This window comes from Modestobacter sp. L9-4 (assembly GCF_019112525.1).
Classification (GTDB): domain Bacteria; phylum Actinomycetota; class Actinomycetes; order Mycobacteriales; family Geodermatophilaceae; genus Modestobacter.
Genome location: NZ_CP077800.1, coordinates 1,913,667 through 1,936,003, shown reverse-complemented (window position 1 = coordinate 1,936,003; position 22,337 = coordinate 1,913,667). Strand labels below are relative to the sequence as shown.

General features: G+C 75.0%; 22 protein-coding genes. 13 read left to right on the top strand and 9 right to left on the bottom strand.

The window, feature by feature from the left end; all coding sequences use genetic code 11:
- Positions 1 to 18 precede the first annotated feature (18 nt).
- The 4 genes from KUM42_RS09130 (at position 19) to KUM42_RS09115 (ending at position 4,361) form a co-directional block, all read left to right on the top strand.
- Positions 19 to 1,206, top strand: coding sequence for an acyl-CoA dehydrogenase family protein (locus KUM42_RS09130; protein ID WP_237496446.1), 1,188 nt, complete (start codon positions 19 to 21; stop codon positions 1,204 to 1,206).
- Between the two features lie 10 nt (positions 1,207 to 1,216).
- Positions 1,217 to 1,486, top strand: a complete 270-nt coding sequence (locus tag KUM42_RS09125; RefSeq protein ID WP_237496445.1) for a DUF2277 domain-containing protein — start codon at positions 1,217 to 1,219, stop codon at positions 1,484 to 1,486.
- A 546-nt stretch (positions 1,487 to 2,032) separates the two neighbouring features.
- Positions 2,033 to 3,529 carry an HNH endonuclease signature motif containing protein gene (locus KUM42_RS09120; protein ID WP_237496667.1) on the top strand — a complete coding sequence of 499 codons (1,497 nt, stop codon included), beginning with the start codon at positions 2,033 to 2,035 and terminating at the stop codon, positions 3,527 to 3,529.
- Between the two features lie 295 nt (positions 3,530 to 3,824).
- Positions 3,825 to 4,361, top strand: a complete 537-nt coding sequence (locus KUM42_RS09115; RefSeq protein WP_237496444.1) for a hypothetical protein — start codon at positions 3,825 to 3,827, stop codon at positions 4,359 to 4,361.
- Here the strand turns inward: KUM42_RS09115 and KUM42_RS09110 are convergent.
- Entirely contained in the window at positions 4,358 to 5,284 is a 927-nt protein-coding gene (locus KUM42_RS09110; RefSeq protein ID WP_237496443.1) for an SDR family oxidoreductase, read from the bottom strand. The genes KUM42_RS09115 and KUM42_RS09110 overlap by 4 nt on opposite strands.
- 87 nt (positions 5,285 to 5,371) lie before the next feature.
- Here KUM42_RS09110 and nhaA point away from each other — a divergent pair, with 87 nt between their 5' ends.
- On the top strand, positions 5,372 to 8,017 hold the full coding sequence (nhaA, locus tag KUM42_RS09105; RefSeq protein WP_237496442.1) for a Na+/H+ antiporter NhaA: 2,646 nt from the start codon (positions 5,372 to 5,374) through the stop codon (positions 8,015 to 8,017).
- 10 nt (positions 8,018 to 8,027) lie between these two features.
- Positions 8,028 to 9,041 (top strand): DUF2332 domain-containing protein, encoded by a 1,014-nt coding sequence (locus KUM42_RS09100; protein WP_237496441.1) that lies wholly within the window; start codon positions 8,028 to 8,030, stop codon positions 9,039 to 9,041.
- Here the strand turns inward: KUM42_RS09100 and KUM42_RS09095 are convergent.
- The 3 genes from KUM42_RS09095 to KUM42_RS09085 all read right to left on the bottom strand — a co-directional run bounded on the left by KUM42_RS09095 (position 9,019) and on the right by KUM42_RS09085 (position 11,392).
- Complete coding sequence (locus tag KUM42_RS09095; RefSeq protein ID WP_237496440.1) at positions 9,019 to 9,408, bottom strand: hypothetical protein; 390 nt, start codon at positions 9,406 to 9,408, stop codon at positions 9,019 to 9,021. The genes KUM42_RS09100 and KUM42_RS09095 overlap by 23 nt on opposite strands.
- Positions 9,409 to 9,704: 296 nt before the next feature.
- Complete coding sequence (locus tag KUM42_RS09090; RefSeq protein WP_237496439.1) at positions 9,705 to 10,967, bottom strand: glutathionylspermidine synthase family protein; 1,263 nt, start codon at positions 10,965 to 10,967, stop codon at positions 9,705 to 9,707.
- Complete coding sequence (locus KUM42_RS09085) at positions 10,964 to 11,392, bottom strand: hypothetical protein (protein WP_237496438.1); 429 nt, start codon at positions 11,390 to 11,392, stop codon at positions 10,964 to 10,966. Before KUM42_RS09085 ends, KUM42_RS09090 begins: the two co-directional genes overlap by 4 nt.
- A 288-nt stretch (positions 11,393 to 11,680) precedes the next feature.
- Between KUM42_RS09085 and KUM42_RS09080 the strand changes: the two genes are divergently transcribed.
- Positions 11,681 to 12,076 carry a VOC family protein gene (locus tag KUM42_RS09080; protein WP_255557581.1) on the top strand — a complete coding sequence of 132 codons (396 nt, stop codon included), beginning with the start codon at positions 11,681 to 11,683 and terminating at the stop codon, positions 12,074 to 12,076.
- 61 nt (positions 12,077 to 12,137) lie between these two features.
- On the opposite strand, the gene KUM42_RS09075 is transcribed toward KUM42_RS09080, so the two are convergent.
- From KUM42_RS09075 to KUM42_RS09065, 3 genes are read right to left on the bottom strand one after another with little or no spacing between them, the layout of a single operon-like run.
- Positions 12,138 to 12,596 carry a nuclear transport factor 2 family protein gene (locus tag KUM42_RS09075; RefSeq protein ID WP_237496436.1) on the bottom strand — a complete coding sequence of 153 codons (459 nt, stop codon included), beginning with the start codon at positions 12,594 to 12,596 and terminating at the stop codon, positions 12,138 to 12,140.
- Entirely contained in the window at positions 12,593 to 13,084 is a 492-nt protein-coding gene (locus KUM42_RS09070; protein ID WP_237496435.1) for a glutathione peroxidase, read from the bottom strand. Before KUM42_RS09070 ends, KUM42_RS09075 begins: the two co-directional genes overlap by 4 nt.
- Before the next feature lie 34 nt (positions 13,085 to 13,118).
- Entirely contained in the window at positions 13,119 to 13,556 is a 438-nt protein-coding gene (locus KUM42_RS09065; protein ID WP_237496434.1) for a DUF2237 family protein, read from the bottom strand.
- Positions 13,557 to 13,647: 91 nt separating this feature from the next.
- Between KUM42_RS09065 and KUM42_RS09060 the strand changes: the two genes are divergently transcribed.
- The 3 genes from KUM42_RS09060 to KUM42_RS09050 are packed head-to-tail and all read left to right on the top strand — an operon-like array spanning position 13,648 to position 16,697.
- Entirely contained in the window at positions 13,648 to 14,583 is a 936-nt protein-coding gene (locus tag KUM42_RS09060) for an NAD(P)H-binding protein (protein WP_237496433.1), read from the top strand.
- Positions 14,580 to 15,374 carry a CPBP family intramembrane glutamic endopeptidase gene (locus tag KUM42_RS09055; protein ID WP_237496432.1) on the top strand — a complete coding sequence of 265 codons (795 nt, stop codon included), beginning with the start codon at positions 14,580 to 14,582 and terminating at the stop codon, positions 15,372 to 15,374. Before KUM42_RS09060 ends, KUM42_RS09055 begins: the two co-directional genes overlap by 4 nt.
- A gap of 57 nt (positions 15,375 to 15,431) precedes the next feature.
- Positions 15,432 to 16,697, top strand: coding sequence for an amidase (locus tag KUM42_RS09050; RefSeq protein ID WP_237496431.1), 1,266 nt, complete (start codon positions 15,432 to 15,434; stop codon positions 16,695 to 16,697).
- Between the two features lie 3 nt (positions 16,698 to 16,700).
- On the opposite strand, the gene KUM42_RS09045 is transcribed toward KUM42_RS09050, so the two are convergent.
- The gene (locus KUM42_RS09045) at positions 16,701 to 19,385 is read right to left on the bottom strand and encodes an ATP-binding protein (RefSeq protein WP_237496430.1); all 2,685 of its coding nucleotides are present in this window, start codon (positions 19,383 to 19,385) and stop codon (positions 16,701 to 16,703) included.
- Positions 19,386 to 19,591: 206 nt separating this feature from the next.
- On the opposite strand from KUM42_RS09045, the gene KUM42_RS09040 reads away from it, so the two are divergent.
- The gene (locus tag KUM42_RS09040; protein ID WP_163609973.1) at positions 19,592 to 19,969 is read left to right on the top strand and encodes an FKBP-type peptidyl-prolyl cis-trans isomerase; all 378 of its coding nucleotides are present in this window, start codon (positions 19,592 to 19,594) and stop codon (positions 19,967 to 19,969) included.
- Between the two features lie 46 nt (positions 19,970 to 20,015).
- On the opposite strand, the gene KUM42_RS09035 is transcribed toward KUM42_RS09040, so the two are convergent.
- On the bottom strand, positions 20,016 to 20,717 hold the full coding sequence (locus tag KUM42_RS09035; protein ID WP_237496429.1) for an SDR family oxidoreductase: 702 nt from the start codon (positions 20,715 to 20,717) through the stop codon (positions 20,016 to 20,018).
- A gap of 96 nt (positions 20,718 to 20,813) precedes the next feature.
- On the opposite strand from KUM42_RS09035, the gene KUM42_RS09030 reads away from it, so the two are divergent.
- Both KUM42_RS09030 and KUM42_RS09025 read left to right on the top strand, forming a co-directional pair.
- A complete protein-coding gene (locus tag KUM42_RS09030; protein ID WP_237496428.1) occupies positions 20,814 to 21,242 on the top strand; it encodes a MerR family transcriptional regulator in 429 nt (142 codons plus the stop codon).
- 45 nt (positions 21,243 to 21,287) lie between these two features.
- The gene (locus tag KUM42_RS09025) at positions 21,288 to 22,319 is read left to right on the top strand and encodes a cation diffusion facilitator family transporter (RefSeq protein ID WP_237496427.1); all 1,032 of its coding nucleotides are present in this window, start codon (positions 21,288 to 21,290) and stop codon (positions 22,317 to 22,319) included.
- Positions 22,320 to 22,337 lie beyond the last annotated feature (18 nt).

Below are 22,337 nucleotides of genomic sequence, written 5' to 3'. Positions count from 1 at the left end.
CGGAGGTGTGTTGTGCCCGTGCGTCGCCTGGTCCCGACCGTGGAGGCCGCCGACCTGCTCGACCTCGCCCGTGAGCTGGCCCGCGACGAGCTCGCGCCCCGGGTCGCCGCGGCGGAGGCCGAGGGGTGCTTCCCGCGCGAGGTGTTCCGCACGCTGGGCCGGGCGGGGCTGCTGAGCCTCCCGTACCCGGAGGAGTTCGGCGGCGGCGCGCAGCCCGCGGAGGTGCACCTGCAGGTGCTCGAGGAGCTGGCCGCGGTGTGGGCCAGCGTCGCGGTCGGGGTGAGCGTCCACGGCATGTCCTGCTGGGCGCTGGCCACCGCCGGCACGCCCGAGCAGCAGGCGGCACTGCTGCCGGACCTGCTGTCCGGTGAGCTGCTGGGCGCCTACTGCCTGTCCGAGCCGCACGCCGGCTCCGACGCCGCCGCGATGCGCACCCGCGCCGTCCGGGACGGCGGGGAGTACGTGCTGACCGGGGAGAAGGCGTGGACGACGCACGGCGGGGAGGCCGACTCGTACACGGTGATGGCCCGCACCTCGGCCGACCGGTCGCGCGGGATCTCCTGCTTCGTCGTCCCGGCGGGGTCCGAGGGGCTGACGGCCGACCGGGCGGAGTCGAAGATGGGCCTCACCGGGTCGACCACGGCGACCATGCGCTTCGCCGGCGTGCGGGTGGACGCCGACCGGCGGGTGGGTGCCGAGGGCGACGGCCTGCCGCTGGCGCTGGCCGCGCTGGACGCCGGCCGGCTCGGCATCGCCGCGGTCGCCACGGGCCTGGCGCAGGGCGCGCTGGACGATGCGGTCGCCTACGCCCGCGAGCGCGAGGCGTTCGGCGTCCCGGTCATCGAGCACCAGGGGCTGGCGTTCCTGCTGGCCGACATGGCCGCCGCGGTCGAGAGCGCACGGGCCACCTACCTGTCCGCGGCGCGGCTCAAGGACGCAGGCCAGCCCTACGGCCAGCAGGCCGCGATCGCCAAGCTGGTGGCCACCGACAACGCGATGCGGGTGACCACCGACGCCGTCCAGGTGCTCGGTGGGTACGGCTACACCTCGGCGTACCCGGTCGAGCGGTACATGCGGGAGGCGAAGGTCATGCAGATCTTCGAGGGCACCAACCAGGTCCAGCGGATGGTGATCAGCCGCGAGCTGGCCCGCGGCGGACGGCCGACCGTGGCGGTGACCGGCCCGCAGGACGCCCTGCGCTCCTAGGCTGCCGGCCATGTGCCGGAACATCCACGTGCTGCACAACCTGGCGCCCGCGACGACGTCGGAGGAGGTGCGGGCCGCGGCGCTGCAGTACGTGCGCAAGGTCAGCGGCTCCGCGAAGCCCTCGCAGGCCAACCAGGCCGCGTTCGACCGGGCGGTCGAGGAGATCGCGCACGCCACCGAGCACCTGCTCGCCGACCTCGTCACCGCGGCGCCGCCCAAGGACCGCGAGGTGCTCGCCGCCCAGGCCCGCGAACGCGCCGCCGCCCGCTACGCGCGCTGACGCCGGGCAAGCCCACTGAGGGGCGCGGGCGCGAGGCCGCTGTCGGGTCCTGCGGGGGACCCGTCGCGGCGGTGACGGTCTCGTCCCGTGGAGCGGCGGGGGACCGCTGTCGGGGTGACGGTCTCGTCCTGTCGAGTGCTGTGGGCCCGTTGCGGGAGTGCCGGTCGCGCCCCGCGGAGTGGCGGGGCCCGTTGCGGGAGCCCCGGTCGCGCCCTGCGGAGTGGCATGAGCCCGTTGCGGGGTGGCGTTCTCGTCCCGTGGCGCGTCGGGGAACCGCTGCGTAGGTACGGCGACAGCCTCGTCCGGTGGAGCGGCAGGGGACCGTCGCACACAGACGGTGACGGGCCAGGACCTCCTCTTCGCCGGTACGTGGCGACCGCGGTGGTCACCCGGAGGGTGGCCCGGTCATGACCTGATGTCCGGGCGGGGATCTGCACCGGTCCGGGCGGAGATCCCCACGGAACTGTCGTACCTCGAACGTATGTTCGACCCGTGACCCCGACCCTGTCCCCACCGGCCCCGCTCGGGGCCCTGGTCGAGCTGGCCCTGCGCGGCGGCCGGGACAGTGAGGGCGACCGGTCGGCGTGGCCCGAGGAGCTGGTGGCCGCCGACCTGCAGGCGTTGCAGCGGCGGCGGGCTCGGGACGCCGCAGAGGAGGCGGAGCTGATCCTCGCCCTGGCCGGCAGGCGCCCCGCCACCGCCGACCCCTCCGGGCCTGGTGCGCGCCGCCCGGGCTGGACCGCCGACGGTGAGCCCGAGATCAGTGAGTTCTTCCTGGCTGAACTGTCGGCGCTGCTGAACCTGGGCCGCGGCACCGCCTCGCACCGGCTGGGCCGTGCGCTCACCTGGACCCGCAAGCTGCCCGCGACCTTCGCCGAGCTGCGGGCCGGGCGCCTCGACGAACGTCGGGCCGATGCTCTGGCGGACGTGCTCGCCCACACCTCCCGTGAGATCGCCGGCCAGGTCGAGGACGCCCTGCTGTCCGAGGCCCGGGACCTGTCGGTCCACCGGCTGCGTGACCGCGCCGCCGCGCTGATGCTGCAGCTGGACACCGCCGCGGCCGAGGAGCAGCGCGCCGCTGCCGAGCGGGCCGCGGACGTGCACGTCCATCCAACCGGCACGCCAGGCCGGTCGACGCTGGCAGCGGACCTGCCCACCGACGAGGCCGTCGAGTGCCACGACCTGGTCGACCAGCTCGCGCGGATGCTCAAGGCCGACGGCGACGAGCGGCCCATCGGGGTGCTACGGGCGTACGTCCTCTCGGCCCTGATCCGGCGGCCGGCTGACTCCGGACTGCCGCCGGTCAGCGCGGACGTCCGGATCACCGCCGGCCTCGACTCCCTGACCGGCGCGGACACCGAGCCAGGGGAGGTCAACGGACTGCCGATCACCGCCGCCCACCTGCGTGAGCTGCTCGCCCGCGTCGGTGCACTCGGCCTCACGGCCCCCGAGGGCGGCACGCTCACCTTCGCGGTCACCGGCCCCGACGGGCAGTTGCTCGCCACCACGACGCCCGCCGAGCTCGCCCGCCTGGCCCGGCGCGGCTGCACTGCCCATCCCGACGGCGACAGCGAGCGCGGCGGAGATGACCGGGCCGCCCACGCCGGTGGCCGGGCCGAGACATCCTGCGGCTGCCCAGTCCTCGGACCGCCGGCGGCCACCGACAGCTACGCGCCCACCGACAAGCAGCGGGCCTTCGTCACCACCCGCGACCAGCGCTGTCGCTTCCCCAACTGTGGGCAACGCGTCGGCTGGGCCGATCTCGACCACGTCCATGCCCACGGCGACGGCGGAACCACCGACTGCACCAATCTCTGCTGCTTGTGCCGGTCCCACCACCGACTCAAGACCTTCGCCCCCGGCTGGCGCTTCCGCCTCGACGACGAGGGGACCCTCCGAGTCACCACGCCGTCGGGAGTCACCCGCACGACCCGACCACCGGGCCTGCGACGTCCGGCCGAGTCGCCTCCAGGCCTGCCGCGTCCCGTCGAGTTCCTGCACGAGACGCCAGCTCCACCCATCGACGACCCGCCACCTTTCTGACCAACGGCCCGCTCATCTGCACCCGCGCCTCGCAGCAGCGCGCTCCCCTCCCCGCACTCCGCGGGGGCGGGCTGCTTGCTGCCCGCACGTCTGCGTCCGCGCCCCATCCGACTGGCCGCTACCGGGAGGCGCCGGCCAGGAGGCGTGCACCCCGGGCGGGTGACCCGGCCGCGAGAAGCTCCGCGGCCTGCGCCCGGGTGTCGATGGAGCTCCGATGGGCGGACCAGCCGCCGGTCGGGCAGAGGACAGGTGCATGACGCGCAGGCGCAGGACGACGGACTCCGCAGGACGAGCGGTGCGGTACGGAGTGCTGGCCGCGCTGGCCGCGCTGGTCGCCCTCGTCGCGCTCGTGGCCGGCCCCGGTGTCGCCCAGGCAGCCGGCACGGTCGTCCCGACGGTCTCCTGCTACCAGCCCAACAGCGACGGCAGCGTCAGCGTGCTGCTCGGGTACGACAACACCAGCGGCGTCACGCAGACCATCCCGCGTGGGGCGAACAACGTCATCAGCCCCAGCGCGTACGACGGCGCGCAGCCCACGACCTTCGCGCCCGGCAGCCACCCCGGCGCCTTCGCGCTCACCGTCGCCTCGGGCGACGTGTTCTCCGCCAACTGGACGCTGGACGGCTCGGCGCTGTCCTCGGCGACCGCGGTGAGCCAGTGCCCGGCAGGCACGTCACTGCCCGCCGACGGCAACGGCCTCGGGATGACGATGGTCGTGCTGGCCGCCGGAGCGGTCGCCGCCGGCGCGCTCCTGGTGTCCCGGCTCCGGGGGCGTCGCGCAGCCTCCGCCTCCGGCTCCGGGGGCGTCGGGCAGCCTCCATCTGAGGCCTAGATCCCCCAGTAGTCGCCGCGGGTCGACTCCTTCTCCGGCACCGGTGCGAACACGTTGCCGGTCGTCGGCGGCACGGTGTCACGTGCCATCCCGAACACCCGCAGCAGCGGCCCGACCAGCACGTCGAACACCGGCGGGAACAGCCGGAACCCGGCGATGATCACCGGGTTCAGGAACCCCGACTGCTTGAGCCGCCGCGGGTTCGCCACCCGGTCGACGACCGCCCGGGCGACGCGCTCGGGCGTGTAGACCGGGGGCGGCGGGTGCCCCGTGTTGCCGAGCACCGTCGCGGCCTGGTCGTAGATCGGCGTCGTCACCCCACCGGGCGCGACGGCCGACACGTGCACGTCGGGCAGTTCGCGCAGCTCCTGCTGCAGCGTGCGGATCAGCCCGAGCTGCCCCCACTTCGCCGTCACGTAGGCGCCCATGGTGGGCGCGGTGATCGACGCCAGCAGCGAGCTGACCACCACGACGTCACCGCGCCGCTGGGCCCGCAGCACCGGCAGCACCGAGCGGAACACGTTGAACGTGCCCAGGACGGCGGTGTCGACGACCCGCTCGAAGACGTCGGGCTGAACGTCCTCGATGCGCCCGTAGGCCATCACGGTCGCCGCGTGCACCACGACGTCCAGGCGGCCGAAGGTGCCGGTCGCCCGGTCGACGGCGGCCTGCACCGCGTCGGGGTCCAGGACGTCGGCCACCACGACCTCGACCGCACGCGCCCCGGCGGCCCGGCAGTCGGCGGCCGCGTCGTGCAGCGTCGTCGCGCTGCGCGAGACCAGCACCAGCGAGGCGCCGCGCTCGGCGAACTGGACGGCGCTCGCCCGGCCGATGCCGGAGGAGGCGCCGATCACCAGCACCACCTGCCCGCCGCCCGCGGAGGAGGCCGGCCGGAGGTCGCTCGCCGTCGTGTCTGCAGTCACCCCGTGCCGCTACCCGGGATGCCGCCCGCCACTCCTGTCGCGCGCAACGGGTCGTTGCCTGTCACACGGGCACGGTAGGAAGACGGCATGACCGCGGCACCACGCACCACGACGACGTCGGGGTCCCGGCACCTGGTCGCGCAGCTGTCCGCCCAGGCGCGGCGCATGCTCCAGACCGAGGCGGCCAGCGCGGGCCTGCTCGTCATCGCCACCCTGCTGGCGCTGGCCTGGGCGAACTCCCCGTGGCGCGACTCCTACGACCGGGTGTGGCACACCGAGTTCTCGCTGCGGCTGGGGTCGACCGGTGTCACCGAGGACCTGCGGCACTGGGTCAACGACGGCCTGATGTGCTTCTTCTTCTTCCTCATCGGCATGGAGGTCCGCCGCGAGCTGCAGATGGGCGAGCTCACCCAGCGCAGCCGGCTGTCGATCCCGGTCATCGCCGCCCTCGCCGGGCTGGCGCTGCCCGCCTGCATCTACCTGGCGTTCAACGCCGGCGGCCCGGGCGCCAACGGCTGGGGCATCCCGATCGCCACCGACACCGCCTTCCTGCTCGGTGCGCTGGCGCTGGCCGGGCCGCGGGCGACGACCCAGCTGCGGGTCTTCCTGCTCTCCCTGTCGGTGGTCGACGACATCGGCGCCCTCACCGTCATCGCCGTCTTCTACAGCGAGGACGTCGACCTGACGGCACTGGCGATCGCGGCGCTGTGCATCCTCGCCTTCCAGGTGCTCGCCCGGCTGCAGGTGTGGCGCGGGCCGGCGTACTTCGCGGTCGGCACGGCCATGTGGCTGGCCATGAACGCCTCCGGGGTGCACGCCACCATCGGCGCCGTCGTCCTCGGGCTGCTGGTCAGCGCCTACCCGCCGCGCCGGGCCGAGGTCGAGTCCGCCGGCGTCCTGGCCCGGGCCTTCCGCCAGTCGCCGCAGGTCTCCCTCGCCCGGCAGGCCAAGCTCTCCGTCGAGCGGGCCATCTCGCCCAACGAGCGGATCGGCGCGCTGCTCGTGCCGTGGAGCGGGTACGTCGTCGTCCCGGTGTTCGCCCTGGCCAACGCGGGGGTGGCCTTCAGCAGCGACCTGCTGGAGCGGGCGGTGACCTCGCCGGTGACGCTCGGGGTGTTCGCCGCGCTCGTCGTCGGCAAGCTGGTCGGCGTCGGCGGTGCCGCGACCCTGGCCGTGCGGCTGCGCCTGGGGTCGCTGCCGCCGGGGGTGGGGCTCAGCAGCGTCTGGGGTGGGGCCGCGCTGTCCGGCCTGGGCTTCACCGTCTCGCTGTTCGTCGCCGACCTGGCCTTCCCCGACCCCGGCCTGCGCGACGAGGCGATGGTCGGCATCCTCGCCGCCGCCGTCGTCGCCGCGACCCTGGGGCTGAGCTGGTTCCGCTGGCTGGCCCGCCGCGACCCGGTCGAGCAGCCCACCGGCCCGACCCGGCTCGACCCGCCGGTCGACCCTGCGCGGGACCACGTGCGCGGCCGCCCCGACGCCCCGCTCGAGCTGGTCGAGTACGGGGACGTCGAGTGCCCGTTCTGCGGACGGGCCACCGGGGTGGTCGAGGAGCTGCGGCAGCGGTTCGGTGAGGACTTGCGTTACGTGTTCCGGCACCTGCCGCTGCCCGACGTCCACCCGCACGCCGAGCTGGCCGCCGAGGCCGTCGAGGCCGCCGGTGCGCAGGGCGCCTTCTGGGCGATGCACGACCGGCTGTTCGCCCACCAGGACCAGCTGGAGGCCGGTGAGCTGCTCGACCACGCCGCCGCGCTCGGTCTGGACCTCGGCCGGTTCGCCCAGGACCTCGGGGACGGCGCCTTCGCCGCCCGGGTGCGCGAGGACGTCGCCTCCGCCGAGGCCGGCGGCGTCACCGGCACCCCGACGTTCTTCGTCAACGGCGTCCGCCACCAGGGGCCCACGGTCACCGACGCGCTGGCCGCCGCCCTGCTCGACTCCGACCCGCGCGGCCCGCAGCACCGGGAGGCGCCCGCCCCGGCGTCGGTGGTGCGCACCGTGACGCTGTCACCGACGGCGGAGCTGCCCGGGCTCACGAAGGTCCCCGGCGGCCACTTCGAGGAGACGCCGGACGACGGGTCCACGCCCCGGCTGACCCCGGAGCAGTGCCGGGAGTTCCAGCGGGTCGGCCGGCGGGTGCGCACCGAGCACAAGCAGGTGCTGCTGCGCTCCGGGGCGGCGGAGTACGACTTCTTCGTCATCGTGTCCGGGTCGGTCGCGATCGTGGAGGGCCCGCTGGAGGGCGTCGACGGCGCGGGTCCACGGGTGATCGCGGTCAACGGCCCCGGCCGGTTCCTCGGTGGGCTCAACCAGCTCGCCGGTCAGCGGCCGGTCCGCTCGCTGGTGGTCGCCGAGCCGGGGGAGGTCATCGTGCTCACGCTGGAGCGGCTGCGCTCCCTGCTGGCCCGCAACCGGGAGATCAACGACCTGGTCACCCGGTCGTTCCTGCTCCGCCGCGCGATGCTGATCGGCCAGGCCAGCGGGCTGCGGGTCGTCGGCGACCGGCGGTGGCCCGCCAGCGTCGAGCTGCGCGACCGCCTGGCCGACGACGGGATCGCCCACCAGTGGCTGGACCCGGCCGAGGACGACGCCGCGCGGCGGCTGCTGACCGAGGCGGGAGTCCCCGACACCGACCGGCCGATCGTCGTCCGCCCCGACGGCCGGGTGCTCGTCGACCCGAGCCGGGAGGACCTGCTGCAGGCCGCCGGCTCGGCCACCCGTGACCTGACCACCACGTGAGGAGACCGACGTGAGAGCGCTGGACGAGGAGCTGCAGGACCTCGCCGGGCACTACCGGCGCTTCGCCGAGGTGGAGGCCGCGGGCGTCTCGCCGCAGTACGCGGAGCTGGCCGCCGCGGTGGCCGGGGACGCCGACGTCCTGGAGTTCCTCGGCTCGCTGCCGCGGGCCAAGCGGCAGGCGAACCTGCTGCTCGGGGCGCTGACGTTCCTGCACGGCGCCCCGCCGGCCGACGGTGCGCAGCTGCACGAGCGGGTGCTCGGCGACGCCGACCGGCTGCGGACGACGATGCTGGCCCGGGCCACGCAGACCAACGAGGCCGCCCGCTGCGCGGCGCTGCTGCCGGTGCTGGCCACCCTGCCCGGGCCGCTGGCGCTGATCGAGGTCGGCGCCTCCGCCGGGCTGTGCCTGTACCCCGACCGGTACGGCTACGAGTACCCCACCGGCCCGGTCGGGGACGCCGCGAGCCCGGTGCAGCTGCGGTGCACGGTCACCGGTGACGGACCGGTCCCCACCGGTGTGCCGGAGGTGGTCGCGCGGGCCGGCATCGACCTCAACCCGCTCGACCCGGCCGACCCCGACGACGTGGCCTGGCTGCAGGCGCTGATCTGGCCCGGCATGGACGAACGCCGCGCCAGGCTGGGCGCCGCCGCCGCGGTCGCCGCCCGCGAGCCGGCCGAGATCGTGCGGGGCGACCTGGTGGACCAGCTGCCCGGGCTGGTGGCCCGGATGCCGCGCGAGGCGACCGTCGTCGTGTTCCACACCGCGGTGCTGGCCTACCTGGACGACGCCGCCCGCGAGCAGTTCGTGCAGACGGTCGGCGGGCTGCCGGTGCGGTGGGGCTCGCAGGAGGGCGTGTCCGTGCTGCCCGCCGTCCGCGACCGCCTGCCCGAGCAGCCGGCCGCCGAGGAGTCCCGCTTCCTGCTGGCCCTGGACGGCGAACCGCTGGCGTACACCGCCCCGCACGGCGGCCGCCTCGACTGGCTGCCCGGGGCCGCGCGGCTCAGCGGTCGGCGGGGCGGCTGAACGACCAGACCGCGACCCACACCGCACCGACGGTCACCACCATGGCGCCGGGCACGTGGACCCACAGCGTGTCCCGGCCGCCCGTCGCGGCCTGGACGAACGTCAGCACGAACACCACACCCGCCAGCACCGCCATCCGCACGGAGCAGCCGCCGCGGCGCCACAGCAGCACCGCGGCGACCGCGGTCAGCCCGCTGAGCACGTGCAGCACGATCGCCCCTCCGGCGTGCAGCTCCTCCGGGCCGCCCCGGGGGAACAGCTGCCCGGCCGTGACGTACTGGAAGCCCACGCTCAGCAGGGTCAGCATCGCGGCCACCTGCAGGGCACGGCGGAGCCCGGCGTCGTGCGGGACGGTCGTGCGGCTCACGGGTGCCTCCAGGGACGTCGTACGGGCGCGGCGGGCCGGCCGTGCGGTCCGTCGCCCGGCGCCGGTGACGAGCTCCACGTGGTCCGCACGACCGCCGCCTGTCCGGGCCAGGGTGAGCCGGCGGACCTGACGACCGCATGAACGCCCTGGTCGACCCGGGCAGTCGCTGGACCGCAGCACCCGGCAGGCGTTCTGCCCGCAGCACCGGGCAGCCCGCCCGGCCGCAGCGCCGAGCAGCCGCCTGCCCGCCGGCGGCCGGGAGGCGGTCGGGTGGCCTGCCAGCCGATGACGTCGGGTCAGGCGGACCAGGTGGTGTTCGGCGGGCGCTTGTGGTCGATCGTGTGCGGGACGAAGAAGGACAGGTCGTCGGTGATGAGGCCGTCGGACTCGCGGATGCCCATGCCGGCGGCCTCGCCGTCGACGACCCAGGTGCCCAGCACCGGGTGGTGCGGGCCGTCGGGGCCGGCGAAGTCCGGCAGCGGGCACAGGCCCTGCACGACCCAGCCCTCGGCGCCGTAGCGTCCGCCGAGCGAGGCGAGGGTCTCCCCGCCGGGGGCGATCAGCTCGACGTTGTTACCCTCGCGGCCAAGCAGCGGCTTGCGGGCGAAGCCGGTCGCCTGCAGCTCCGCGGCCCGCGGGTCGTCGCCGAAGAAGGCGGGCAGCAGGTGCCGGCTGATCACCGGGTCGTGCTCGTACCGCTGCCACAGCACCGGCAGCAGGCCCTTGTTCGACCAGAGCATCTTCCAGATCGGCTCGACCCACGTCGTCCCGCCCGGGACGCGGAGGTCGGCGATGACCGACGGGCCGTACTCGTCGGCGACCAGCCACTCCCAGGGGTAGAGCTTGAAGATCACGTCGATCCGGTTGCCCTTGGGGTCGTAGAAGCGGGCGTCGCCGGTGTCGAGGCCGAGTTCCTCGGTGGTGAGCACGGTCGTCTCGTAGCCGGCGCGCTGCACGCAGTCGGCCATGTAGGCGACCGTCATCCAGTCCTCGCCGCTGGTGTCGCCCGACGTCCAGGCCAGGTGCACCCTCGGACGGCGCCCGTAGTGGGCCTCCCAGCGCGACAGGTTGCGGCGCCAGGCCTCCACCAGCCGGTCGTCGAGCTGGTTCCACTGGTCGGTGCCCTGCCCGGTCTCCAGGTGCCACGCCCACTGCACGACGGCGGCCTCGACCAGCGAGGTCGGGGTGTCGGCGTTGAACTCCAGCAGCCGGGGCGCTGCCTGGCCGTCCCACCACAGGTCGAAGCGGCCGTAGATGCTCGGCGGCTCGTACTCCCAGGTGGCCCGGATGACGTCGCGGGCGTCGCGCGGGATGCGCATCCGGTCCAGCAGCCGGTCGTCGGCGAGCGCGACCTCACCGGCCTCCACGCAGGCGGCGAACAGCTGGTCGGTGACCTCGGCCAGCCGGTCGACCTCGGCTGCGGTGAAGTCGTAGAAGACGTCCTCGCGCCAGTAGGAGCGGGTCTCCCCGTCGGGGACGGTGGTCTTGTTGTAGACCAGCCCCTGGCTCTCGATCTCGGCCTCCCAGCCGAGCCGGGCCTTGCCGTAGAGCCGCCTCACGAGCCGCTGCTCCCCCCGGCCTTGCCGGAGCCGATCCCGCCGGAGACGCGGGTCCCCGACGTCACCTTGCCGGTGCTGGGCAGCCCGCTGCGGGACCGCGCGGCGGTGTCGGAGGGGTTCACCCGGGTGCCCGCGGAGGTGTACTGCTGCGGGATGCGCTGGCCGACCGAGTAGCGGTTGCCGCCGAAGTTGCTGAGCAGGAAGAAGAAAGGCAGGCCGCCCAGGCCGATGCCGCCGTTCCGCTCGGCGTCCTCGCACTGGTCCTCGTCGACGACGTTGTCCTGCTCGTCGACGCAGTAGACCTCGCGGGCGTCGTTGTCGTCGTTGCCACCACCACCGCAGGCGGTCAGGAAGCCCATGGCGGCACCGGTCAGGCTGACGGTGGTGATCGCGGCCTTGGCCCGGTTGCTCCTGGTCGTGCTCACCGTCTGCGCTCCTCACCTGGCGTCGCCCGTGTGCCCGCGGACCCGTTCATGCTGTCGGACCTGCCCGGGAGCCGATCACCCGGCCCCTCGTGCGGGGACCGCCATCCTCACAGCCCGGCCCCAGCCGTGGCGAGTGCCGCGCACAGCCGACCCGTGCGACGCCGTCCGCGGGGACGCCGGACCGGGGACCGATGAGTTCTCCCGGGCCGGCCGGTCTCCACCTCCACAGGGCCGCAGCGGCCCACCACCGTCCGGCCGGCCGGACCGATCGAGGAGACCACCGTGCGCATGATCTTCGTGAACCTGCCCGTCACCGACCTGGAGCGGGCGAAGGCCTTCTACGCCGCGCTCGGCTTCCGCAACGACCCGCGGTTCACCGACGAGACGGCGGCCGCGATGGTGGTCGAGGAGAACATCTCGGTCATGCTGCTCACCCGCGAGAAGTTCGCCGGCTTCGTGGCCGGTGAGGTGGGCGACCCGGCCCAGGCCACCTCGGTGCTCAACGCCCTCTCCTCCGAGAGCCGCACGGAGGTCGACGACCTGCTGGCCCGGGCGCTGGGTGCGGGGGGCAAGCCGTGGCTGCCGACGCAGGACCACGGGTTCATGTACTCCACCAGCTTCACCGACCCCGACGGCAACGTCTGGGAGACGATGTGGATGGACCCCGCCGCGCTGCAGGGCTGACCGACGGCGGCCCCGGTGCACCCGCCGTCGGCAGGTGCACCGGGAGGTCGGTGCAGCGGGATCAGTGCAGCGGGATCTCGGGCTCGCCGGGCTGCCGGGGGCCGGTCAGTCGGCGCTCGGCGGCGGTGATCGCGACGTCGTTGATGCTGGCCTCGCGGCGGCTCATCAGCCCGTGCGCGTCGAACTCCCAGTTCTCGTTCCCGTAGGAGCGCCACCACCGGCCCGCGGCGTCGTGCCACTCGTACTGGAAGCGCACGGCGATCCGGTCGTCGCTGAAGGCCCAGAGCGCCTTGCGCAGCACGTAGTCCTGCTCGCGCTCCCACTTGGCGGTGAGGAACTCGACGATCGCGGCGCGGCCGGTGAGGAACGTGTCCCGGTTCCGCCAGACGGAGTCCTCGGTGTAGGCCAGCGCCACCCGCTGCGGGTCGCGGCTGTTCCAGCCGTCCTCGGCCGCCTGCACCTTCTGGGCGGCGGTCGCCGCGGTGAACGGCGGGAGCGGCGGGCGGTCGGGGGACGTCATGCCAGGACTCCTTCGATGGCGGCGCGGACCTCGGGGGCGTCGGGCGTCGTCCGCGGCCGGAACCGGGCGACCACCTCGCCGTCGGCCGACAGCAGGAACTTCTCGAAGTTCCACTGCACGTCGCCGGCCTCGCCGGTGGCGTCCGGGACGGCGGTCAGCTGCTGGAACAGCGGGTCGGCGTCCGGGCCGTTGACCTCGAGCTTGCCGGTCATCGGGAAGGTGACGCCGTAGGTGGCCGAGCAGAACGTGGCGATCTCCTCCGCCGTCCCGGGCTCCTGGCCGGCGAACTGGTTGCACGGCACGCCCAGCACGGTGAACCCGCGGCCGGCGTACTCCTGCTGCAGCGCCTCCAGCTGCTCGTACTGCGGGGTCAGCCCGCAGCGGCTGGCCACGTTGACCACCAGCGCGGCCGAGCCCGCGGTCAGCGCGCCCAGCGTGGTCGGCTCGCCCTGGAGCGTGGTGAGGGGCAGGTCCAGCAGGTCGCTCACGGCAGCTCCGTACGTAGGGGACGGTCGCTGCGGGTCAACCGGCGCCGCCGGGGGCCTGTTCCCCGGGCGGGCTGCCCAGCGACGAGGCGTCGTCGGGGACGTCGACGGCGTGCGCCTGCAGCAGCTCCAGGGGCACGAGCTCCAGGGCGCGGGCGTTGGTCGCGGCCAGCACCACCCCGGCGGGCGCCCCGGCCTCGGCCGCTTGCCGCCACCGCGCCGCGACGACGCACCAGCGGTCGCCGGGCACCAGCCCGGGGAAGCCGTACTGGGGGCGCGGGGTGCTCAGGTCGTTGCCCAGCCGGCGCTGCAGGGCCAGGAACTCGGCGGACACCACGGCGCACACGGTGTGGCTGCCGGCGTCCTCGGGGCCCGAGCGGCACGAGCCGTCGCGGGTGAAGCCGGTCATCGGGTCGGTGCCGCACGGTTCCAGCGGCCCGCCCAGCACGTTGCGCTCGCTGCCCGGGTCGTCCATGCCGCCGATCATGCGCCCGCACGTCGTCCCGCGCCGATCCGTCGTGCACCCCCGAATCGCGCGCTCGGCCCGGGACCGACAGGCTGGACGGGTGCGAGTACTGGTGACCGGCGCGTCGGGGTTCGTGGGTGGCAGGCTCGCGCCTGCCCTGGAGCAGGCCGGGCACGAGGTGCGGGCGATGACCCGCCGCCCGGAGAGCTACGAGGGCGCGGGGACGCCGGTCGCCGGTGACGTCTCCGACGAGGCCTCGCTGCGCGCCGCCCTCGAGGGCTGCGACGCCGCGTACTACCTGGTGCACTCCCTGGACTCGGCCGACTTCCAGGAGCGGGACGCCGAGGCCGCCCGCGCGTTCGCCCGCGCCGCCGCCGACGCCGGGATCGGCCGGATCGTCTACCTGGGCGGGCTCGGCGACGACGCCGACGACCTCTCCCCGCACCTGCGCAGCCGCCGCCAGGTCGAGCAGCTGCTGAGCGAGGGCGGGGTGCCGGTCACGGTGCTGCGGGCCGGCATCATCGTCGGCCACGGCGGCGTCTCCTGGGAGATGACCCGGCAGCTGGTCGCCCACCTGCCGGCGATGATCACGCCCCGCTGGGTGCACACCCGGACGCAGCCGATCGCGGTCGGCGACGTCGTCCGGTACCTGGTCGGGGTGCTCGAGGCGCCGGAGGCCGCCGGGCGGCACTTCGACGTGGGCGGCCCCGAGGTGCTCGAGTACCTGGAGATGCTGACCCGGGTCGCGGAGATCCAGGGCCGCCGGCTGCTGATCGTGCCGGTGCCGCTGCTGACCCCGCAGCTGTCCTCCCGCTGGCTGTCGCTGGTCACCGACGTCGACCTGCAGACGGGGCGGTCGCTGATCGACTCGATGAGCAACGAGGTCGTGGTGCGCGACGACTCGATCCGCCGCGTCGTCCCCTTCGACCCGATGCCCTACGACGACGCCGTCCTCACCGCGCTCGGTGAACGCGCGAAGGCCAGACGCGCGGCCCGGCACGGGAAGACCGCCTCCGGCATCGGGACCGTCCGGTGACCCGCGACCGGCGCCGCATCGGGGAGTCGCTCATCTCCGACGCCGGCCTCACCCGCCTGCTCGACCGGCTGCCCCCGTGGCTGATCGACAAGGTCCCGCGCGACCACCACGAGTCCGACGCCGCCTTCCGCCGCCGCCGCCGGGTGACCGCCGCGGTGTCGGTGGCCGGTGCCGGGCTGCTGGGGGTGTCGCTGTCGCGCAAGCCGGACTCGACGTCCTTCTACGCGCTCACCCTGGGCGTGGCGGCCACCTGGGTGGCCGGGGGAGTCGCCTCCGGCCCGCTGCACCTGGGCTGGATGCAGACCCCGCGGGCCACGCTGCGGCGGCCGCTGCTCACCCCGGTCGCCGGGGGCATCGCCTCGTTCGGGCTGTTCTACGGCGCCGCGCTGGTGGCCAAGCAGATCCCGCCGCTGGAGGCCGCGATCACCCGGGTGCTGCGGTACGCCCAGCAGGGCAACCCGGTGCTGGTCACCACGACCACGCTGGCCAACGGCGTCGCCGAGGAGGTCTTCTTCCGCGGGGCGCTGTACGCCGCGGTCGGGGTCGACCACCCGGTGCTGAAGTCCTCCGCGGTCTACACGCTGGCCACCGTCGCCACCCGCAACCCCGCACTCGTGCTCGCCTCGGTCCCGATGGGCCTGCTGTTCGCCCTGCAGCGGCGGGTCACCGGCGGGATCCAGGCGCCGGCGCTGACCCACCTGACCTGGTCGGTGCTGATGCTGCGGTACCTGCCGCCGCTGTTCGCCGACCGCCCCTCCATCGACGACACGCGCGCCGCACAGGCCCTCTGACCAGGCCGGGGGGCTCCCTGCCTCCCGCGCGGCCACGGCGGGTGGCAGGCTCCGCCCGTGACCGCGCAGACCCCCGCCCCGCCCGTCGGCGACCGGGCGAGCCGCACCGCCGAGGTCACGGCGGCGGTCAACGCCGTCGTCACGGTCATCGACCCGCCGCTGCCGCACGCCGCCGACGGTCCGCTGGCCGGGGTCCGGGTGGGCCTCAAGGACAGCATCGACACCGCCGGGGTGCGCACCACCTGCGGGTCGGCGTACTTCGCCGACCGGGTGCCCGGCGTCGACGCGGAGGTCGTCTCGCGGCTCACCGCCGCCGGTGCGCAGGTCGTGGCCAAGCTCAACCTCAGCGAGTTCGCCCTCGGCCTGACCGGGCTGAACTCCCTCGCCGGGTCGGCGCGCAACCCCTGGGACGCCGACCGCGTGCCCGGGGGCTCCAGCAGCGGCTCCGCGGCCGCCGTCGCCGCCGGGCTCGTCGACCTGGCGCTGGGCACCGACACCGGTGGTTCGGTGCGGGTCCCGGCCGCCGCCTGCGGCGTCACCGGGCTGCGGCCGGGCGTCTCCGTGGTGCCCGACGCCGGCACCTTCCCGGTCTGCGAGCTGGTCGACACCGTGGGCCCGATCGCCCGCGACGTCCCGCTGGTCGCCCGGGCGTTCGCCGTGCTGGCCGGGCGGCCGGTGCGTGAGCTGACGCCCGCACCGCCGGTGCGGATCGGCGTCCCCGAGTCCTGGACGCACCCGCTGGACCCCGGGGTCGCCGCGGTCGTCGCCGCCGCCGCGCAGGTGTTCGCCGGCGGCGGGGCCGAGCTGGTGCCGGTGCGCGTGCCCGGCACGGGGTCGGCGCTGGACGTGCTCTACACGCTGGTCTACGCCGACGTCGCCGACCTGCACGTCGAGCGGCTGGCGCACCCCGAGCTGTTCCAGCCCGAGACGCTGACCCGGGTGCGGGTGGGCGAGGGGCTCAGCGACGGCCACCGGGCCGAGGCGCTGGAGGCCCGGGCGGAGTTCCAGCGCGCGCTGGAGGAGGTGTTCACCACCGTCGACGTGCTGCTCAGCCCGACGCTGCCGGTCGACGTCCCGCTGGTGTCCACCGACGAGGAGGTGCTGGCCCTCACCCGCCGGCTGGCGCTGCTGACCGCGCCCTGGTCGCTGCACGCCGGCCCGACGCTGGCCCTGCCCGTGGGCTTCCACCCCGTCTCCGGGATGCCGGTCGGTGCACAGCTCACCGCGGCCGTCGGCGGGGAGGACCGGCTGCTGGACGCCGGGGCGTGGTTCCAGCAGCGCACGCAGTGGCACACCGCCACCCCGCCCTGCGCGGTGGACTGAGCCTCAGCCGGCCCGCGCGGCCCGGATGGTCACGGTGGTGCCCTCGGGGCTCGGCACGGCGCTGATGTCGGCGAACGCGCTCATCAGGGTCGAGCCGCGGCCGCGGTCCATGCTCGCGCCCCGCTCCCGCCACTGCCCGTAGTCCCGCACGGTGATCACCACGCCGGTGGCCGAGGCCTCGACGGTGACGTCGATGAACGGCTCGACCGGGTCCTGGGCGTGCTCCACCGCGTTGGTCGCCGCCTCGCAGGCCGCCAGCAGCAGGTCGTAGGACTGGTCCTCGGTGAGCCCGGCGGACTCCAGCAGCCGGCGCAGCGCGCGCCGCAGCCCCGGGATCGCCCGCGGGGACGCCGGGAACCGCCAGGAGTCGAAGTGCACCGGGGGAGCCGGCGGCGCCGGGGGCGGTGCCGGGGCCGGGACTGCCGGTGCCGTGGGCTGGCGGCTGGAGGGGACCAGGGCCCGCACGTCGGCCCGGGTGCCGGTCGGCGCCTGCGAGGCGGTCGGCGGAGGACCCACGGGAGCCGCGGGGGTCGTCTCGGCCGCGGCCGCCGCCCGGCGGCCGGCGGCGCGGTCGATCGCCACCCGCAGCCGGGCGATCAGCTCCGCGGCCTGGAACGGCTTGGCCAGGTAGTCGTCGACGCCGGCGTCGAAGCCCTCGACGGCGGCCTCCTGCCCGGCCCGGGCGGTGAGCATGAGCACCGGGACGGCGCGGGTGGCGGGGTCGGCCCGCAGTCGTTGGAGCAGCTCGAACCCGTCCAGCCGCGGCATCATCACGTCGGTGACCACCGCGTCGGGCAGGTGCGCGGCGACGGCGGCGAGCGCCTCCTCGCCGTCGGCGCAGGTCTGCACCCGCCAGACGGGCGCCAGCAGCCGGGTCAGGTAGGTGCGCATGTCGGCGTTGTCGTCGACGACCAGCACGGTCACCGAGGAGTCGGTGGGCTCGGCCGGCTGCTCCCGCGGCGCGGCGTCGGTCTCCCAGACGTCCGCGGTGCCGCGCGCGGCCTCCGACGGTGCGGCGGGGCGCTCGGCGTCGGCCGCGGCGTCCGGGGTCCCGTAGGGCACGGTGACGGTGAAGGTGCTGCCCCGGCCGGGCTCGCTGGTCACCCCGACGGTGCCCCCGTGCAGCGCGACCAGCTCGCGGACCAGCGCCAGGCCGATGCCGGTGCCCTCGCGGTTGCGGGCCAGCGACCCGGCCACCCGGTGGAACCGGTCGAAGACCAGCGGCAGCTCCTCGGCGGGGATGCCGATGCCGGTGTCGGCCACGGTGAGCTCAACGGCGTCGTCCGTGCCGCGCAGCCGCACCTCGATGCCGCCGACGAAGGTGTACTTCACCGCGTTGGAGAGCAGGTTCAGCACGACCTTCTCCCACATCCGCGGGTCGACGGCGGCCGGGTGCGGCAGCGGCGAGCAGTCGACGGTGAGGCTCAGCCCGGCCCGCTCGGCCCCGGCGCGCAGCACCCCGGCCAGCTCGGCGGTGAACGCCGGGAGGTCGGTGGCCACGCGCACGGCGGCCGCCCGGCCGGCCTCGATGCTGGCGAAGTCCATCAGGTCGTTGACCAGCCGCTGCAGGCGCTGGCCGTTGCGCCGGGCCAGCGTCAGCTGGTCCCGGGCCGCCGCAGGCAGGCCGTCGGCGGCCAGGACGTCGCTGATCGGCCCCAGCAGCAGGGTGAGCGGGGTGCGCAGCTCGTGGCTGACGTCGGAGAAGAACGCGGTCTTGGCGCGGTCGAGCTCGGCGAGGGACTCCGCGCGCGCCCGCTCGGCCTCGAAGGCCCGGGCGTTGCCCAGCGCGGTGAGGAACTGGCCGGCCACGAGCTCCAGGAAGGTGCGGTACTCCTCGTCCAGCCCCAGGTTCGGGCTCACGCCCAGCAGCAGGACGCCGACGCGCTCACCGGCGGAACCGGTCAGGGGCAGCGCGACCGCGTCCCGGACCCGGTCCTCCCACATCCCGCCGAGGATGCGCAGGTCCGACACCCGGCCGGGCAGCTCCGCGGCGTCCTCGACGGTCGCCGGCAGCCGCTCGGGCGCGCAGCCGATCGTGGCGGCCCGGCGGAGCCGGCCGCCGTCGTCGAGGTAGACCGCGGCGAAGGGCACGTCGAGGGGGTCGCCGGCCAGCGCGGCGCACAGCCCGTCCAGGACGGCGGCCTCGTCGCCCAGCTCGCCGTCGGCGGTGGACAGCGCGTGCAGGAGCTGCTGACGGCGCTCGCCCAGCACCTCGGCGGTCACCTCGGTGCACACGGCGTGCATGCCGGCGACCGTGCCGTCGTCGCCGAAGGCGGGGGCGTGGGAGACGGTGAAGTAGGTCTCCTCGCGGTAGCCGGCGCGCTCGAGCAGCAGCGGCAGCCGGGGCAGCCAGGACGCCTCGCGGGTGGCCATCGCGTGCTCGACCGGCCCGGCCAGGGCGTCCCAGCCCTCGGCGAGGGTGACCCGGATGTCCTCGCCGATCGCCGGGTGCTTGGCGCCGATGAAGGGCGCGTAGGCGTCGTTGTAGAACTGCAGGAACTCCGGGCCCCAGGTCAGCACCATGGGGAACCGGGAGGCCAGCACGGTGCGGACGGCGAAGCGCAGGCCCTGCGGCCAGTCCTCGACCGGGCCCACGGCGGTGGTCGACCAGTCGTGGGCGGCCATCAGCCGGCCGGCCTCTCCACCGGAGGTGAACAGGTCGGTGCCCGCGGGGAGCTCGGGGGCCACGTCCACCTCCAGTCGGGACCGGCGCGGGCCGCGGGCGGGCGGCACGGCACCGGGGCGGTCACCCGACCTGCCCCGGACGGAACCTACCGGTCGCACCCGCCGCGGGGTGTGCAAGGGAGCCCGGTCGCCGCGCCGGGCGTGGGGCGGGTTGGATGGTGCGCAGTCCGCCGGGGCCCACCCCGGCGCCCGACCCCCAGGAGCACCCCGTGGCAGAGCTGACCCGCCCCGACGTCGAGCCGCCCTCCGGCCCGGCCCCCAGCGAGCTGGTGATCGAGGACCTGGTCGTGGGTGACGGCCCCGAGGCCACCGCCGGCAGCCTGGTGAGCGCCCACTACGTCGGCGTCACCCACGACGGCGGCGAGCAGTTCGACGCCTCCTGGGACCGCGGCGACCCGCTGGAGTTCCGCCTCGGCGTCGGCATGGTCATCCAGGGCTGGGACGAGGGCATCGCCGGCATGAAGGTCGGCGGCCGCCGCCGGCTCACCATCCCCGCGCACAAGGCCTACGGCGACCGCGGTGCCGGCGGCGTCATCAAGCCCGGCGCCACCCTGGTCTTCGTCGTCGACCTCGTCGGCGTCCGCTGACCCCGGCGGGCCCCCTCCCGGCGTCGTGCCGGGAGGGGGCCTGCGCTCAGCCCCGCGGGCGGTAGAACTCGCGCGGGTCGCGGGCGAGCGAGGCCTTGACGCCCCGGCTCCAGTCGTCGACCAGGACCTCCCAGTCGCCGGCCTGCACGCCGTCGAGCGCCGTCCGGACGACGTCGGCCGGGGAGGTCATCGGGCCGTCGTAGCCGGCCATCATGTCGGTGTCGGCCGCGCCCAGCACGATCCCGGTCACCTGCGTGCCCTGGCCGGTGAGCTCGATCCGGACGCCGTTGGTGAGGCTCCACGCCGCCGCCTTGCCCGCGGCGTAGGCGTTCGCGCCGTCGACGGAGAACCAGGACAGCGCGGAGAGCACGTTGACGATCCCGCCGCCGCCGTTGCGGGCCAGCACCGGGGCGAACGCCCGGACCACGCCCAGCGTGCCGAAGAAGTGCGTGTCCATCTCCCGCCGGACGTCGGCCAGGTCGCCGGTCACCAGGTTCGCGCGGGTGCTGATCCCGGCGTTGTTGACCACCAGGCTCACGTCGCCGGCGGCCGCGGCCGCCGCCTCGACCGACTCCGGGTCGGTGACGTCCAGCCGCAGCACCTCGACGCCGGGGACGTCGATCAGCTCGGGTCGGCGGGAGGTCGCGTAGACCTTGCTGGCGCCGCGCTCGAGCAGCTGCTGGGCGAACTGGCGGCCGAGGCCGCGGTTCGCGCCGGTGACGAGGGCGACGGATCCGGTGATGTCCATGGTCTTCTCCTTGCGATCGGGATGTGCTCTCCTGGACGCTAGGACCTGACGTTGACGTCAGGGTCAAGTGTGAGGCCGACCACCCGAGGAGGTCCGGTGCTGCGCATCGGTGAGGTCGCTGCCGCGGCCGGCGTGAGCGTGCGGGCGCTGCGCTACTACGAGGAGCAGGGGCTGCTGGAGGCCGAGCGCACCCCGAGCGGGCAGCGCCGCTACCCCGAGAGCGCCGTGGGCCGGGTCCGGTTCGTGCAACAGCTCTACGCCGCCGGGCTGACCAGCAAGGACGTCCTGGAGGTGCTGCCGTGCGTGCACACCGGGGTCGCCACCCCGGCCATGCTCGCCCGGCTGACCGAGCAGCGCGACGGCATCGACCGGCAGATCGCCGAGCTCACCGCGGCCCGCGAGCGGCTGGCCGAGATCATCCGGATCGGCGAGCAGTACGTGCCCGGGGGTCCCGGCGCGTCGGAGGACGCGTGCCGTCCGGTCACCGCCCGGCCCGAGGCGCAGGAGCTGCAGCCCGTCGGCTGACCCGCACGCGGTTGCCCTGCACCAGACGGGGGAACGCACAGGTGCATGACGCAACCGGCTCCGACCACCGAACACGCCCTCGTGAAGGAGGCGCAGTCCGGGGAGGGTGCCGAGAAGGGCGCTGAGAAGGGCGGGGGCGAGTCCACCGGGACGGTGATCGTGGCTGGGGCGGCGAACCTGGCCATCGCGGTCGCCAAGCTGGTCGGCGGTCTGATCAGCCACTCCTCGGCGATGATGAGCGAGGCGGCGCACTCCTTCGCCGACACGATCACCGAGGTGCTGCTGTTCATCGCGCTCAAGCGCGGCAACCGGGCACCCGACGCCCAGCACCCGTTCGGCTACGGCCGGGCCACCTACTTCTGGGCCTTCCTCGCCGCGCTGTGCACCTTCGGCGTGGGTGCGGGCTTCTCGATCTACCAGGGCGTGGAGACGATCCGGAAGGGCGAGGAGGCCGGGTCGCCGACCATCTCCTACGTCATCCTGGCGATCTCCTTCGTGCTGGAGGGCAGCTCGCTCATCAAGGCGGTCCGCCAGGTGCGGGGTGCGGCGAGGGAGCACGGGATCAGCCCGCGGCAGTACCTGTCGACCACCACCGACACCACGGTCAAGGCGGTCACCTTCGAGGACAGCGCCGCGCTGGTGGGCCTGGTCCTGGCCGCCCTGGGCCTGTTCCTGGAGCAGGTGACCGGCGACCCGCTGTGGGACGGCATCTGCGCGATCCTCATCGGCGTCCTGCTCATCGCCGTCGCGGGCTCGCTGGCGCGGGCCAACGTCTCGCTGCTCATCGGCCAGGCCGTCCCCGGCACCACCCAGCAGGAGCTCAAGGACGAGCTGGCCGCCATGGACCAGATCGACGACGTCCCGTTCCTGCTCACCACCGTGATCGGCCCGGGCCAGCTGCTGGTCGCGGCGAAGGTCGACTTCAACGACCGCGCGTCGGTCGCCGACATCGAGCAGGCCTCCGACGAGGCCGAGCGCCGGCTGGTCGCCCGCCACTCGGGCGTGAAGTACGTGTTCCTGGACCCGACGCCCGGCAACGGCCGAGCCCAGGTGCGGGCCCCCGAGGCCGGGGAATGAGCTGGCCCCTCCCCGCGG